The sequence below is a fragment of the Rhodobacteraceae bacterium M382 genome, assembly GCA_025141015.1.
In the GTDB taxonomy this organism is placed as follows: domain Bacteria; phylum Pseudomonadota; class Alphaproteobacteria; order Rhodobacterales; family Rhodobacteraceae; genus Aliisedimentitalea; species Aliisedimentitalea scapharcae.
Genome location: CP081098.1, coordinates 481,373 through 495,134 on the forward strand (window position 1 = coordinate 481,373; position 13,762 = coordinate 495,134).

15 protein-coding genes are annotated in these 13,762 nt (G+C 60.8%); 5 read left to right on the top strand and 10 right to left on the bottom strand.

What is annotated here, in order from left to right; genetic code table 11:
• Positions 1 to 3: 3 nt before the first annotated feature.
• Both K3727_02115 and K3727_02120 read left to right on the top strand, forming a co-directional pair.
• Positions 4 to 600: a TetR/AcrR family transcriptional regulator gene (locus K3727_02115; protein UWQ91631.1), complete on the top strand. Its 597-nt coding sequence runs from the start codon at positions 4 to 6 to the stop codon at positions 598 to 600.
• A 94-nt stretch (positions 601 to 694) separates the two neighbouring features.
• The gene (locus K3727_02120; GenBank protein UWQ91632.1) at positions 695 to 910 is read left to right on the top strand and encodes a hypothetical protein; all 216 of its coding nucleotides are present in this window, start codon (positions 695 to 697) and stop codon (positions 908 to 910) included.
• A 2-nt stretch (positions 911 to 912) separates the two neighbouring features.
• On the opposite strand, the gene K3727_02125 is transcribed toward K3727_02120, so the two are convergent.
• Entirely contained in the window at positions 913 to 1,332 is a 420-nt protein-coding gene (locus K3727_02125) for a PACE efflux transporter (protein UWQ91633.1), read from the bottom strand.
• Between the two features lie 80 nt (positions 1,333 to 1,412).
• On the opposite strand from K3727_02125, the gene K3727_02130 reads away from it, so the two are divergent.
• The gene (locus tag K3727_02130) at positions 1,413 to 1,922 is read left to right on the top strand and encodes a MarR family transcriptional regulator (protein ID UWQ91634.1); all 510 of its coding nucleotides are present in this window, start codon (positions 1,413 to 1,415) and stop codon (positions 1,920 to 1,922) included.
• Positions 1,923 to 1,994: 72 nt separating this feature from the next.
• On the opposite strand, the gene K3727_02135 is transcribed toward K3727_02130, so the two are convergent.
• From K3727_02135 to pcaF, 7 genes are all read right to left on the bottom strand, one after another.
• Positions 1,995 to 2,753 (bottom strand): phenylacetate-CoA oxygenase subunit PaaI, encoded by a 759-nt coding sequence (locus K3727_02135; protein ID UWQ91635.1) that lies wholly within the window; start codon positions 2,751 to 2,753, stop codon positions 1,995 to 1,997.
• A gap of 15 nt (positions 2,754 to 2,768) precedes the next feature.
• Positions 2,769 to 3,842, bottom strand: coding sequence for a 2Fe-2S iron-sulfur cluster binding domain-containing protein (locus tag K3727_02140; GenBank protein ID UWQ91636.1), 1,074 nt, complete (start codon positions 3,840 to 3,842; stop codon positions 2,769 to 2,771).
• 23 nt (positions 3,843 to 3,865) lie between these two features.
• Positions 3,866 to 4,327 (bottom strand): phenylacetate-CoA oxygenase subunit PaaJ, encoded by a 462-nt coding sequence (gene paaJ, locus K3727_02145; protein ID UWQ91637.1) that lies wholly within the window; start codon positions 4,325 to 4,327, stop codon positions 3,866 to 3,868.
• A gap of 109 nt (positions 4,328 to 4,436) precedes the next feature.
• On the bottom strand, positions 4,437 to 5,210 hold the full coding sequence (paaC, locus tag K3727_02150) for a phenylacetate-CoA oxygenase subunit PaaC (protein ID UWQ91638.1): 774 nt from the start codon (positions 5,208 to 5,210) through the stop codon (positions 4,437 to 4,439).
• Positions 5,210 to 5,494 (bottom strand): 1,2-phenylacetyl-CoA epoxidase subunit B, encoded by a 285-nt coding sequence (paaB, locus tag K3727_02155; GenBank protein ID UWQ91639.1) that lies wholly within the window; start codon positions 5,492 to 5,494, stop codon positions 5,210 to 5,212. The genes paaC and paaB overlap by 1 nt, the downstream gene beginning before the upstream one ends.
• 25 nt (positions 5,495 to 5,519) lie before the next feature.
• Positions 5,520 to 6,512: a 1,2-phenylacetyl-CoA epoxidase subunit A gene (gene paaA / locus K3727_02160; GenBank protein ID UWQ91640.1), complete on the bottom strand. Its 993-nt coding sequence runs from the start codon at positions 6,510 to 6,512 to the stop codon at positions 5,520 to 5,522.
• A gap of 72 nt (positions 6,513 to 6,584) precedes the next feature.
• Positions 6,585 to 7,787 carry a 3-oxoadipyl-CoA thiolase gene (pcaF, locus tag K3727_02165; protein ID UWQ91641.1) on the bottom strand — a complete coding sequence of 401 codons (1,203 nt, stop codon included), beginning with the start codon at positions 7,785 to 7,787 and terminating at the stop codon, positions 6,585 to 6,587.
• A 345-nt stretch (positions 7,788 to 8,132) separates the two neighbouring features.
• Between pcaF and K3727_02170 the strand changes: the two genes are divergently transcribed.
• Positions 8,133 to 9,749 carry an acyl-CoA carboxylase subunit beta gene (locus K3727_02170; GenBank protein UWQ91642.1) on the top strand — a complete coding sequence of 539 codons (1,617 nt, stop codon included), beginning with the start codon at positions 8,133 to 8,135 and terminating at the stop codon, positions 9,747 to 9,749.
• A gap of 26 nt (positions 9,750 to 9,775) precedes the next feature.
• Positions 9,776 to 11,740, top strand: a complete 1,965-nt coding sequence (locus K3727_02175) for an acetyl-CoA carboxylase biotin carboxylase subunit (GenBank protein ID UWQ91643.1) — start codon at positions 9,776 to 9,778, stop codon at positions 11,738 to 11,740.
• Positions 11,741 to 11,750: 10 nt separating this feature from the next.
• On the opposite strand, the gene K3727_02180 is transcribed toward K3727_02175, so the two are convergent.
• Together K3727_02180 and K3727_02185 are read right to left on the bottom strand one after the other, a co-directional pair.
• The gene (locus K3727_02180) at positions 11,751 to 12,974 is read right to left on the bottom strand and encodes a Coenzyme F420 hydrogenase/dehydrogenase, beta subunit C-terminal domain (protein ID UWQ91644.1); all 1,224 of its coding nucleotides are present in this window, start codon (positions 12,972 to 12,974) and stop codon (positions 11,751 to 11,753) included.
• Positions 12,971 to 13,714, bottom strand: a complete 744-nt coding sequence (locus K3727_02185) for a sulfotransferase family protein (protein ID UWQ91645.1) — start codon at positions 13,712 to 13,714, stop codon at positions 12,971 to 12,973. The genes K3727_02180 and K3727_02185 overlap by 4 nt, the downstream gene beginning before the upstream one ends.
• Between the last annotated feature and the right edge of the window lie 48 nt (positions 13,715 to 13,762).

The window sequence follows — 13,762 nt, forward strand, 5'->3', positions numbered from 1 at the left end:
GATTTGGCCCGCACAATCGCAAAGGACCACGATCAAAAGCGCACCCAAATTCTGCAATCGGCGGCCAAAGTGTTCGCCGAACAGGGGTTTGACCGCGCATCCATGACACAGCTGGCCCGAGAGTGCGGGATATCCAAGGCCAATATCTATCACTACTACGACAGCAAGGATGCCATCCTGTATGACATCCTGGATACCTATCTGCGTGATTTGCGCGACCGGATTTGTGGGATCGACCTGGTGGGGGCGGACGCGGCAGAACGATTGCGCCGGATCGTGGCCGAAGTGCTGCGGGCCTATCAGGGGGCGGACCACGAACATCAGGTTCAGATCGGTGCCATGTCGGCGTTGCCCGAGGATCAGCAGAAACAGATGCGCGCCTATCAGCGCGATATGGTGCGGTTTCTCAGCGATGCGGTGCGCGACACCGCGCCCGAGGTGTTTGACGGCCAGGAGGACAAGCTGCGATCGGCCACCATGTCGGTCTTTGGCATGTTGAACTGGTATTACATGTGGAACACCGGTGCGGGCACCCAGGCGCGCGAAGATTACGCGGTTCTGGTGACCAATCTGACCCTGAACGGGGTCAAGGCGCTCTGAGCGTTCGACCTTCACGATTTTGGCAAACACCACCCCAGGTCTAGGCAGGGGGTGGTTTTTCGCGTTCACTGGCCCCTGAGAGGGAGCGTGTGTGATGCAAAAGCCGGAAGATTTCCAGAAGTTCTATTACACCAAGGTCGGAATGGGCGAGGCCTGTGGCTGCGCCGAGCGGGTCATTGACGTCTATGAGTTCAACCGCAAGGGCGGCACGATCGACCGGGTCGACGTGCCATCGCCGCGCAAACGGCGGTCCTGGAAATCTCTGGCCCGCAAATACGGTCTGCTGAGCCGCCCCAAAAGGCCGGAGTGAGATCACGCAGGCCGGGGAACCGGGAACACCAGATCATAGGTCCAGTTATAGACATAGGCATAGATCAGGAAGAACGCCGAAAACCCAAGGTCGAGGATCAGAGCCTCCCAATAGCCGATGGCCAGCCACCAGGCGGTGACAAAGATCCCAACCAGCAGCATGACCGCTTCGAACAGGATGGCGTGCACCGCCCGCAGACCGGGGCCGCGCGGGGCCATGTTGCGGTATTTGCGGTCCCACAGGTCGAACATCCAATTGAACGCAAAGTTCCAGGTCATGGCTATGAGGCTGAACATCAGGCTGAGCGCCCCCATGCTGTGGACCGGGTGACCCGTGATCCAGGCGGCACCAAAGGAGACGATGGCCAGGGCGAACAGTTCGAACAGGATGGTGTGGCGGATGCGGTCCTTGAACGTGCGCATGATTTATCTTTCTAGAAAGGTATTTCCTTCCATATAGAATTAAAGTATCTTTCTGGCAAGATAGAAAATGGCGGTGGAACATGACGGGAAAGCTGACGATTTCTGAAATCATGGGGCAGATTCAGCAAAATTGGCCCCGCGCGATGGGTCCGGAAACGCCTGTGATTCTGGGGGTTATTCGGTTGAATGACATCATTGCCGAAGGCACAAACCGCATTGTTGCCGACTATGGGCTGACGCAATCCAGTTTCGAAGTGTTGATGACCCTGCGGGCGCAACCCGTGCCCCGCCAGTTGACGCCCACGGGGCTGTATCAGGCGTTGCTGATCAGTTCGGGCGGCATGACCAAGGTTCTCAAACAGCTGGAGCAGGACGGGTTGGTGCGCCGTGTGGCCCATGAAACCGATCAGCGCAGCCGCTATGTACAGCTGACCGACGCCGGAGAGACGATGGTCGAACAGGCATTCGACGCGGTGACCGTGTTTGAAAGCGCGGTCCTGTCCAAGGCCCTGTCACAGGAGCAGATCGCCCATCTGGGGGAGACGTTACTGCAGGCGCTGGATCCGCTGGAGCGCGACCGGGGCACATAGGACGGGGCAGATAGAAAAAGGGCGCCCTTTTGTCTGAAAGGACGCCCCTGTTTCTGATCGTGGATCTGCAATTCAGCCTGCGGCGAGGCCCAGATTTTCCAGAATGGCCTTGGTCTCGGCCTCCCAGCGGTTTTTGAGCTCGGCGTTGCCGCTCTTGCGCAGACCGATGGCTTTCAGCGCCTCTGCCTTGGAGGAGGTTTCAGAGCCAAAGCTGGCCGCGACGCGGGGCCACCAGTAGGCAACCGATGCCTGCACCGTCGCCTTGTCGCTGCTGTCCAGCAGCTTGGCGACACCCTCTTCGGCCAGTTCGGCGTGGCGGGCTTCGATCGGGGCGATGGCGCGGAAGGCTTCGGCCAATGGCTGATAGGACACCATCGAAAATTCAGCCATCTGCACGGCCACGGCGCGGCCCATCAGCAGGTTCATCACCACGGCATCGGTCCAGCCATCCAGCGGATAGTTGAACACCGCCAGACGCATGTCGTGTTCGGACCGGGTCTGGCCAATGTCGGCGTCGCGCTCCAGTCGGGCGGTCCACGGGTGGTGGTTGGCGTACCGTCCGGTGTCGGCACCGAATTCCCCCATGATCGACAGCACCTTGTCGGCGTTGTCGGTTTTTTCCAACACGATCTTGGCGGCGGCGATGCGTTCCTTGATCCCCGGACCCTGGTTGATGATGTCGGCAAAGCCAGCGGCCCCGGCCAGTTCGCTGTCGACGAATGTCGCCATCAGTTTCATCAGCTCGGCGCGATAGCGCGGTGGCACGTTGGTGGGGTTGGTCAGCACACCACCGGCGGCGAGATAGCTCTCGATGCTCATATCTTCGGCCATGATATTTCCTTCCCCTTACTGATCGTAATCGACGACGACATTGTCGGTCACCGGATAGGACTGGCAGGATAGGACATAGCCCTTTTCCACCTCGTAATCCTCGAGCGCGTGGTTGGCGACCATTTCGACTTCGCCCTCCAATACCTTGCAGCGGCAGGTCGAACAGACACCGGCCTTGCAGGCGTATGGCGCGTCCATCCGGTTTTCCAGTGCGGCGTCCAGAATGGTGATATCCTTGGGCATCTGGATGGTCTGGGTCGATCCGTCCAGGGTGATGGCCGCGGTGGTCTGGTTGGCGTTGCTGGCCGCGTTCTTGCTGACCACCTTGCGTTTGGCCCGGCCGGGCTGGGCGCTGGCAAACAGTTCGAATTTGATCTGGCTGTCACCCAGGCCTGCGGTGCGCAGCGCGGCGGCAATGCCCAGCATCATCGGTTCGGGACCACAGATGAACGCGGTATCGACGTTCTGGATGTCGATCCAATGTTCAAACAGCTGGGCGCATTTTTCTTCGGTCACCAGGCCGGTGAACAGGTCGATGTCCTGTGCGTCCGATTCCAGGATGTGGATCACGTTCAGGCGACCCATATAGAGGTTCTTGAGATCCTCCAGTTCCTCGCGGAACATGATCGTGTTCACGCCCTTGTTGGCGTAAACCAGCGTAAAGCGCGCATCGGGTTCGGTCGACAGGGTGGTTTTCAGGATCGACAGAACCGGGGTGATGCCCGATCCACCGGCAAAGCCCAGATACTGTTTTTCCGTACCCGCATCGAGCGCGGTGAAAAAGCTGCCCATGGGGGGCATCGCCTGAAGGGTTTCACCGACTGTCAGCTCTTCGTTGGCCCAGGTCGAAAAGGCACCGCCATCGACACGTTTGATGCCGACCTGCAGGATACCTTCGTCTTTGCCCGCGCAGATCGAATAGGACCGGCGCAGTTCCTCGCCGTCAAAATCGCGGCGGAAGGTCAGGTACTGACCTTGGGTGAAATCGAATTCTTCGGCTGCGCCGTTCACCGGCTTCAGCGTGACCACGACAGCGTCGCGGATGGTTTTGTGGATGTCTGTGACTTCCAGATCGTGAAAGCGCGCCATCGGCAGTCTCCTCCTGTGCGGGCTTAGATGCACTTGAAATAATCAAAGGGTTCCAGGCAGTCCCGGCAGCGCCATTGCGCCTTGCACGGGGTCGAGCCGAATTGGCTCAGTTTTTCCAGATGGGTGCCACCGCAATGGGGGCAGCGGCTGGGTCCGCCTGCGGGTTGCGGGGGGGCGATGCCGTATTCTTCGAGCTTCGCCCGTCCCTTGTCGCTGAGCCAGTCGGTGGTCCAGGGCGGGGAAAGCTGGCGTTTGAGTTCCAGTTTCTCGATCCCGTGGCCGCGCAGGGCAGTTTCGATATCCATGTTGATGATCGATGTGGCGGGACAACCAGAGTAGGTCGGGGTGACGTTCACGATCAACGTGTCGTCGGACCAGGCCACATCGCGGATGATGCCCAGATCCACAAGAGAGATCACAGGGATTTCGGGGTCAGGAACGGAGTCGAGCCATTCCCAAACCTGGTTCACGCTAGGCTGTGTCATGTCGTTTGCCGTTCCATATGTTGACGGCGGCTTTCGGGCGGGTGCCGGAATTTTGAAAAATTCCGATCCGATTTCTTTCAAAGAAATCGGTCCGCCCGGAAAGAACCGTTTACCATTTGCACCCGGGATAGGCACGTTGCAGCCATTGCATCTGGGTCAACAGATGCCCCAGGTGTTCGGTGTGCATACGCCCGTCACGACCACCGGAATGGGCCCATTTGCTGGACGGAATGGTCAGCGTCGCGTCGGTCAGAACCCGACCGACCAGCGCATCGAATTCGTCGCGCAGACCGGATGGATCCGGGGCGATCCCTGCGGCCGCCATTTCGGAATCTGCCGCGTCGCTGGCGAACATTTCACCGACATAGGGCCACAGGTAATCCAGCGCGTCCTGCATCCGGGCGTGGCTCTCTTCGGTGCCGTCCCCCAGACCAACCACCGTGTCGCCGGAGCGTTCCAGGTGATAGGCGGCTTCCTTGCTGGCCTTGGCCGCAATTTCGGCCACGCGGGCGTCGGATGATTTGATCAGGCGTCCCAGGATGATCGAATGCCAGGCGTCAAACAGGAACTGGCGCATCATGGTGCGGCCGAAATCGCCATTGGGCACTTCGGTCAGCAGCACGTTGCGGAAATCCCAGGCGTCGCGCAGGAACGCCAGATCATCGGCGCTTTTGCCTTCACCCTGAACCTCGCCGGCGAGGCCCAGCCACATCTGGGTCTGACCGATCAGATCCAGCGCAGTGTTGGCCAGCGCGATGTCCTCTTCGAGGATCGGGGAGTGCCCGCACCATTCGCTGACGCGGTGGCCGAGGATCAGGGTGTTGTCCCCCATCCGCAGCAGGAATTGCAGGAGTGCGTCTTCCTTGGTGATCGTGGCGGTCATTACATGTGCCCCACTTCTTCGGGGATATCAAAGAACGTCGGGTGACGATAAACCTTGGATTCCGATGGTTCGAACAGCGGGCCCTTGTCGCCCGGTGCAGTGGCGGCGATGTGGCGGGCTTCGACCACCCAGATCGACACGCCCTCATTCCGGCGGGTGTATACGTCACGGGCGTTTTTGATCGCCATTTCCGCGTCAGGTGCGTGCAGGCTGCCGACGTGGCGGTGGCTCATCCCGTGCTGACCACGGATGAAGACTTCCCAGAGAGGCCATTCATTTTTCATTGCTAGGATCCTCCTCGCTAGCGAATTATTCGGCTGCCACTTTGGCAGATGCTTTCTTGCGGGCGTGGGCCAAAAGGCCGTCACGCACCCATTCACCGTCGTCCCAGGCCTTTTTGCGGGCGCTGAGGCGGTCGACATTACAGGGGCCGTTGCCGCGGATGACGTCCATGAATTCGTCCCAATCGGGATCACCGAAGTCATAGTGGCCGCGCTCTTCGTTCCATTTGATCGCCGGGTCCGGCAGGTCGAGACCCAGGTATTCGATCTGTGGGATGGTCTGATCGACAAATTGCTGGCGCAGTTCGTCGTTGGATTTGACCTTGATCTTCCACGCCATCGACTGTTCCGAATGGGTGCTGTCGCTGTCATGGGGGCCGAACATCATCATTGCCGGGAACCACAGACGGTTCAGCGCGTCCTGGGCCATTTTCTTTTGCTCGGGCGAGCCAAAGGCCATCTGCATGATCGCGTGATAGCCCTGACGCGCGTGGAAGCTTTCTTCCTTGCAGATCCGGATCATGGCACGGGAATAGGGACCATAAGAGGTGCGTTGCAGCGCCACCTGATTGACGATGGCGGCCCCATCAACCAGCCAACCGACCGCGCCGATATCGGCCCAGTTCAGGGTGGGATAGTTGAAGATCGACGAATATTTCATCCGCCCTTCGTGCAGCAGCCGGACCAGTTCGTCGCGGGTTTCGCCCAGCGTTTCAGCGGAAGAGTAGAGATACAGCCCGTGGCCTGCTTCGTCCTGAACCTTGGCCAGCAGGATTGCCTTGCGCTCCAGCGTGGGGGCGCGGGTAATCCAGTTGCCTTCGGGCAGCTGACCGACGACTTCGGAGTGGGCATGCTGGCCCATCTGGCGGATCAGCGTGGCGCGATAGTCATCCGGCATCCAGTCGCGGGGTTCGATTTTGATGTCGTTGTCGATCTTGTCCTGGAACGCGCGTTCCTGTTCGCTCATCTCTTCGCGGGACTTGATCCCCGAGCGAGCTGTTTTGATCATCTGTGCATACATCTGCAGGCTCCTCCAAACTCTTCTGTCGCGCAACGGGGTCCAAAAACCGGGTCCCCGGTTTTGGGATGCGCCTTAAACACGTTCCAGGATCAGGGCGGCACCCTGACCAACTCCGACACACATGGTGCACAGCGCATAGCGCCCACCGGTGCGTTTCAACTGATAGGCGGCGGTCAGCACCAACCGTGCCCCTGACATGCCCAGCGGATGACCCAGCGCGATGGCACCGCCGTTGGGGTTCACATGGGCGGCATCATCGGCCACGCCCAATTCGCGCAGCGTTGCCAGCCCTTGCGAGGCAAAGGCTTCGTTCAACTCTATCACATCCATCTGTTCAATGCTCAGACCGGCGCGGGCCAGCACCTTGCGGGTGGCAGGAACCGGGCCGATGCCCATCACGCGCGGCGCAACACCGGCCACCGACATGCCGACAACGCGGGCCATCGGGGTCAGGCCGTTTTTGGCGGCGGCGGATTCGTTGGCCATCAGGATGGCGGCGGCCCCGTCGTTGACGCCGGAGGCGTTGCCTGCGGTCACTGTCTTGTCCGGGCCATTGACGCCCTTGAGACCGGACAGCTTTTCCGCCGATGTGCCCGGGCGCGGGTGTTCATCGGTGTCGACCACGATTGCATCGCCTTTGCGCTGGGGGATGGTCACCGAAGTGATTTCATCGGCAAAGATCCCGGCCTCATGCGCGGCGGCCCAGCGGGCCTGGGAATTGGCAGCAAAGGCATCCTGATCGGCACGGTTGATGTTATAGTCTTCGGCCACGTTGTCGGCGGTCTGCGGCATTGAATCCGTGCCGTACATGTCGTGCATCTTCTTGTTCACAAAACGCCAGCCAATGGTGGTGTCGTAAACGGCATTGGCGCGGGTGAATGCGTTGGTGGCCTTGGGCATGACGAACGGTGCGCGGCTCATGCTTTCGACACCACCTGCGATGGCGATGTCATAATCCCCGGCCTTGATCCCGCGGGACACCATGCCGACCGCGTCCATGCCGGAGGCACACAGGCGGTTCACCGTGGTGCCGGGAACCTCGATTGGCAGACCGGCCAGCAGGGCGGCCATGCGCGCCACATTGCGGTTGCTTTCGCCCGCCTGGTTGGCATCGCCATAGATCACATCATCCAGGCTGGCCCAATCCACCTGGGGGTTGCGGGCCTTGAGCGCAGCAATGGGAAGTGCTGCCAGATCGTCGGTACGGATTGAGGACAGGGCGCCGCCATAGCGTCCGATCGGGGTCCGTGTCGCATCGCAGATGAATGCATCCATGGTGTTCGCGTCTCCTTGGCTTGGTCGGCTAATAGCCGACGGCGGCTTTGCCGGTTAATAGCCGACCGCTTAGTCGGTGATAGGGGTGAAAATGATTCGTGGCAAGATAAATGTAACGAGATTTTTGAATTTCACATAAATCAGTAACGCTTTGTGACTCGGGTCATTTGACTTAACGTCGTTTCAGGTCTGGCCGTTTTAATGGTTGCCCAAGGGGGGTGGCTTGGGTCAGATCGAAAACAGAACGTTTGGTCTGTATCTTTGTGGGCGCGGACACCCGCGGACCGCATATCGGGTGAGATACGGGGTAAAAGACCGGCGACATACGGGGCGAGGACCGGATTAATGTTAGAGTTTCAAAGTCGAATTGACCCTGTCGGCGACCATTTCTCCCAAAATCGTGCGGATATGTTGGCGATGGTTGATCAGATGCGCGCGCTAGAGGCGCGGGCCCTGGCGAAATCCGAAGAACGCCGCCCGGTGTTTGACAAGCGGGGACAGTTGAGCCCACGCGAGAGGCTGTCTGCGCTGCTGGATCCGGGGATGCCGTTTCTCGAACTGTATAATATGGCGTCCTATCTGGTGGATGATCCGAACCCTGAAACTTCGATCCCCGGTGCCTCGATCATCCTGGGAATAGGGTTCGTCTCTGGTGTGCGGTCGTTGGTCTTTGTCGATGATTCCGGGATCAATGCGGGGGCGATGACCGGAAAGTCGGTGGACAAGGCGCTGGGCGCGATCAAGATCGCCGAAGAGCAGAAGCTGCCCTTTATCCACCTGGTGGAAAGCGCAGGTGCCGATCTGATGCGGTATGAAGTCGAGCTGTGGGCCCATGGCGGGGGCATGTTTGCAGGCCTTGCGCGCCTGTCGGCCGCCGGAATTCCGGTGATCACGGTTCTGCATGGCGCGTCCACCGCCGGGGGGGCCTATCAGCCGGGGTTGTCCGATTATGTGATCGGGGTCAAAGGCAACGGCATGGCGATGCTGGCCGGGGCAGCGTTGGTTTTTGCGGCCACCGGAGAAGAGGCATTGGACGCCGATCTGGGGGGGGCCGAGATGCATGCAGAGGTGACCGGGCTGGTGGAATATCTGGCCGAGGATGACGCCCATGGCATCCAGATCGCCCGCGATGTCGTCGCGGGGCTGGGGTGGGGTTCTCCGCTGCCGCCGGAACCCTGTTTTGACGCCCCGGTGCTGAGCCCGGATGAGATCGCCGGGGTGGTGCCGGTGGACTATCGCAAACCTTATGACATGCGCGAAGTCGCTGCGCGTCTGGTGGATGGATCCCGCCTGCGCGATTTCAAACCGGATTACGGCCCGGCAACCGTGTGTTTGCAGGCCGAGATCTTTGGCCGCCCGGTGGGGATCATCGGCAACAACGGGCCGCTGGACCCGGATGGGGCCACCAAGGCGACGCATTTCTTTCAACTGCTGGACCAGGCGAGCACGCCGATCGTGTTTCTCAACAACACGACGGGATTCATGGTCGGCACGGCCTATGAGCGGGCCGGTATGATCAAACATGGGGCCAAGATGATCCAGGCCGTGACCAACATGCGGGTGCCCAAGATTTCGCTGTATATCGGGGCCAGTTTTGGGGCCGGAAATTATGGCATGTGCGGCTATGCCTTTGGGGCCGATTTTCTGCTGACCTGGCCCAATGCGATGACCGGGGTCATGGGGGGCGAACAGGCCGCGGTGACGATGGAACACGTGGCGCGGCGTGGTGCGGCCCGCAAGGGCATGGATGTTGACGAGGACCGTCTGGCCAAACAGCGCGCCCGGATCACGGCGCATTTTGATGGCCAGTCGGATGCGTTTTATACCTCGGGTCATATGTTGGATCAGGGGATGATCGACCCGCGCGACACCCGCCGGGTTCTGGGGTTCTGCCTGCGCACCTGTGCCGAGGCCCGCGCCCGACAGCCAAGACCCAACAGCTTTGGTGTGGCGCGGCCATGACACCGATGCAGGCGAAGGACCAGAACATGACCCCATTCACTTCCCTTCTCGTGGCCAACCGGGGCGAAATTGCCTGTCGCATCATGCGCAGCGCGCGTCAGATGGGGCTGCGATGTATCGCAGTGCACACCGATGCAGATGCAGACAGCCCCCATGTCGCGATGGCGGATCAGGTGGTTTGCATTGGCGAAGGTCCGGTGGGCGACAGTTATTTGTCGATTGAGCGTCTGATCGCGGCGGCGCGCGGGGCTGGGGCGCAGGCGATCCACCCGGGCTATGGGTTTCTGTCTGAAAACGCCGATTTTGCGCGTGCCTGCGCGGACGCGGGGTTGATCTTTGTTGGTCCCGGGGCCGATGCCATCGCGGTGATGGGCAACAAGGCGGCCGCAAAACGCAGGATGATCGCCGCTGGGGTGCCCTGTGTGCCGGGATATGAGGGCACGGATCAATCCGACGCCGTGTTGCAGCAGGAGGCCGACCGGATCGGATTTCCGGTGATGATCAAGGCCGCCGCAGGGGGCGGTGGGCGCGGTATGCGGTTGGTCGATGTGCCCGCTGAGTTCCTGTCGGCGCTGCATCTGGCCCGGTCCGAAGCGTTGTCGGCCTTTGGCTCGGACGAAATGGTCCTGGAAAAGGCGGTGCAAACCCCCCGTCATGTCGAAGTGCAGGTCTTTGCGGACCGACAGGGGACAACCATTCATCTGGGCGAACGGGATTGTTCGGTGCAGCGGCGCCATCAGAAAGTGGTCGAAGAAGCACCGTCGCCGGCAGTGTCGCCGGATTTGCGCGCCCGCATGGGGGCCGCCGCCGTCAGTGCGGCGCAGGCGGTGGATTATGTCGGGGCCGGGACGGTCGAGTTTCTGTTGGATGCGGATGGCGCGTTCTATTTTCTGGAAATGAACACCCGGTTGCAGGTGGAACATCCGGTAACGGAAATGGTGACCGGGTTGGATCTGGTCGAGATGCAGTTGACTGTTGCGATGGGGCGGCCTGTGGGTCTGGCGCAAGACGACGTGCAGATGCAGGGGCACGCCATCGAAGTCCGGCTGTATGCGGAAGATCCGGCCCAGGATTTCATGCCGCAATCCGGGCAGATATCTGTATGGGTGCCCCCGGTCGGGACCGGGCTTAGGGTGGATGATGGCATCTGCCAGGGGCAACAGGTTTCACCCTATTATGATCCCATGCTGGCCAAGATCATTGCCCAGGCTCCGTCGCGGGAGGAGGCACGGATGCGGTTGATCCGTGGTTTGCAGGACATGGCGCTGTTTGGCGTTACCTGCAACCGGGACTTTTTGATCCGGGTTCTGGACCATCCCGGCTTTGCCGATGGAACAGCCACGACGGGGTTTTTGTCCGAGGTGCCCGACGTCGCAGCCACGCCTGCGTTCGACGCAACCGAAGTGGCGGCGGCAGCGGCCGTGATGTACCAGCAGCGCTGTGACGACGCCGTGCACCGGGCCGGACGCCAGCCGCGTGAATTGTTCGGCTGGTCCAGCACCGGAGCTCTGACGCATCACAGCCGAATGGTCATCGGAGCCGAAACCTATCCGGTGACGGCGGTTCAGACCCCTGAGGCGCTGACGGTCCAGGTCTCGGGGCAGGCCCATGATGTCACGGGCGCAAACATCGGGTTGAATGTCGATGGGCAAACCGCCGGGATCCGGTTTGTTTTCCCCGAAAGAAACATGTGGCATGTCGCGACAACTTCGCGGCTGTTCACACTCCGTGCCGAACAGGCAGGTGTGAGGGATCAGGAAACGGGCCAGGATGGACAGATCCTGGCACCGATGCATGGCAATCTGCAATCTGTCACCGTCACGGCCGGGCAAATGGTGCAGCCGGGCACGCAGTTGGCAATTCTGGAAGCGATGAAGATGCAGCATGAAATCGTGAGCCCGATCGCCGGGGTCGTGTCCGACGTGCCGGTGCAGCCGGGAGACCAGGTCAAATCGGGAACGCTTTTGATCGCCATCACCCCCTCAGGGTGACGGCGCGCGCTCAGTCGGAGTCGAAGTCGGAGTCGAAGGGTTCTGAAAATCGGCCCTGCGCCGCGCGTTCCCTGGCCCCGTGTTCTTCGGCGATGTTGCCTGTGTCCAGGTCGTCGATGCGCAACCCAACGTGTCGAAACACCGGGTGCCCCGCAGCCGTCAGCCCGCGCAGCCGCGCGGCGACCTGATGTTTCTTGCGGACCTGATGGGGTTGGAAATCATCCATGTCCCGTGGGGTCAGGGTCTGATCCTGTTTCAGGGCCCCATCGGCAAGAGCCGCATCCAGCAAGCGCTGTCCCCGGCCCGTGCGGGTGATGACCCCGTTGAAACCGGCATCCTCTCCGGTTGGCGACCCACCGGGCCAGATGTCGGCCGCCGCCAGATCCGCGGCCTCTCCGATGGCATCCGGACAGATCTTGCAGCGGCTTTGAATGCGCCATCCCGTTTCGTCCGCCCACATGTCGAGATAGGTCTTTTCGACCGCGCGCCCGTCGCGGGTTTCGATCCGGGTGGGGCCGGGATTGCCGAAACCGCGATAGCGAAACAGGGTCAGATCCTGTTCGTCGATGTCAAATTCGTCCAGAACGGCGCGGCTTTTGCCCAGGTCTGACGCGCCGCCGCACACCATGACCAGCACCGCGACGATCAATGTGTCGATGCGCGGATCCGATTGCGCCAGCGCCCGGATTGCCCCCGCATCACAGGGTTTGGCGATGACGGCAAAGGGTTCGTTGCGGGCCAGGGCAATCTCCAGACCCGCCAATGTATTCGATGGGCCATAGCGCGAGCCGGATGCCTTGAATACCTGATCCGGGGTCGTGCTGATGGTCCAGGGGCTTTGCATCGGGTGGTCCGGATCAGCGGTACAATGCAGGACGAATTTGGCCTGGCCACTGGTCAACAGATACATGCCCAGAGCGGTCAGAACGCCGCCGGTGGCACCGCGAAACCGCACGTCCGGATCCCCGGCCCAGGCCCGCGTTACGGTGTGGAAATTGCCCCAAACAGAGTCTGTTTCGGGCGTTTCTTTGGGATTGGCCATCGCGATGGCACCGGGGCAGGCCGCCAGAATGTCGGTGTCGTCCCCCTGTTCAATTGGTGCGGGGCGCAATCGACCCTGAGGCGTATAGCGCATCTGCCAACGATCCGGGGCCATCGCCTGACACAGGCCACAGCCGATGCACAGGCCGTGTTCCACGACCTGTGCAATGGTTTCGGGTGCGCGCGCTGTCACGGTTTCAACCGATGCGCATAGAGGTGGTCGTAATGCGGTTTCATCCGGCGGTGCACCTGTTTGACACGATCGGGGGCATCGGAGATGTCGATGTGGCGGCGCACCTGTGGCGTTAGCCCGGTGGATTTGGCCAGATTGCCGTGAAACGATCCGCCGTCCCACCAGCTGTGTGCCGATGGATCACCGCCGGGTTCCCAGGTCAGGGCGTCTTCGACAAAGGGGATGCCGACCGAGTCGCAGAATTTTTGGGTCATACCATGAGGGTCTTCGAGCAGATCGTCGCTGTCAATCACCGGGGGTGTTTCGCCGCCATTCAGGGCTGTCAGCAGGTCAAACAGGGCGCGCTGTTCGGGGAAGCCAACCTCGCCTTCGGCAAAATCGGGCCATTGTTTGTACATCGACGTGATGGTTTTTGCGGGATCGCGGATCAGAAAGGCGTGGGTGAAGTTGGACAGAAAGTCAGGGGTCCACATGTGGTTGATGTAATGGGGAAAATCCTTGAGGAATACCGGCCCCTGGGACGCATGGGATTGAATGTCGTCCCACACGCTGTTCAGGGTCAGCCCCGGTGTGGTCACTTCGCCCTCTTTGAACCGGTGCCACATGGGATTTTCGCCTTGATACCAGGCCTCGCCAAAGGGTTCGTGCAGGCATTCCAGATCGCCACGCTGGCGCATCATCCATTCAAAAGCGGTCGAGGTGGATCGGGGAATAGCCCAGAGGGCCACGATTTTGTGCATATGGTTTTGCCTTCCTGTTGCGGTGTAGATGGCCCTTTTGTCCGGGCT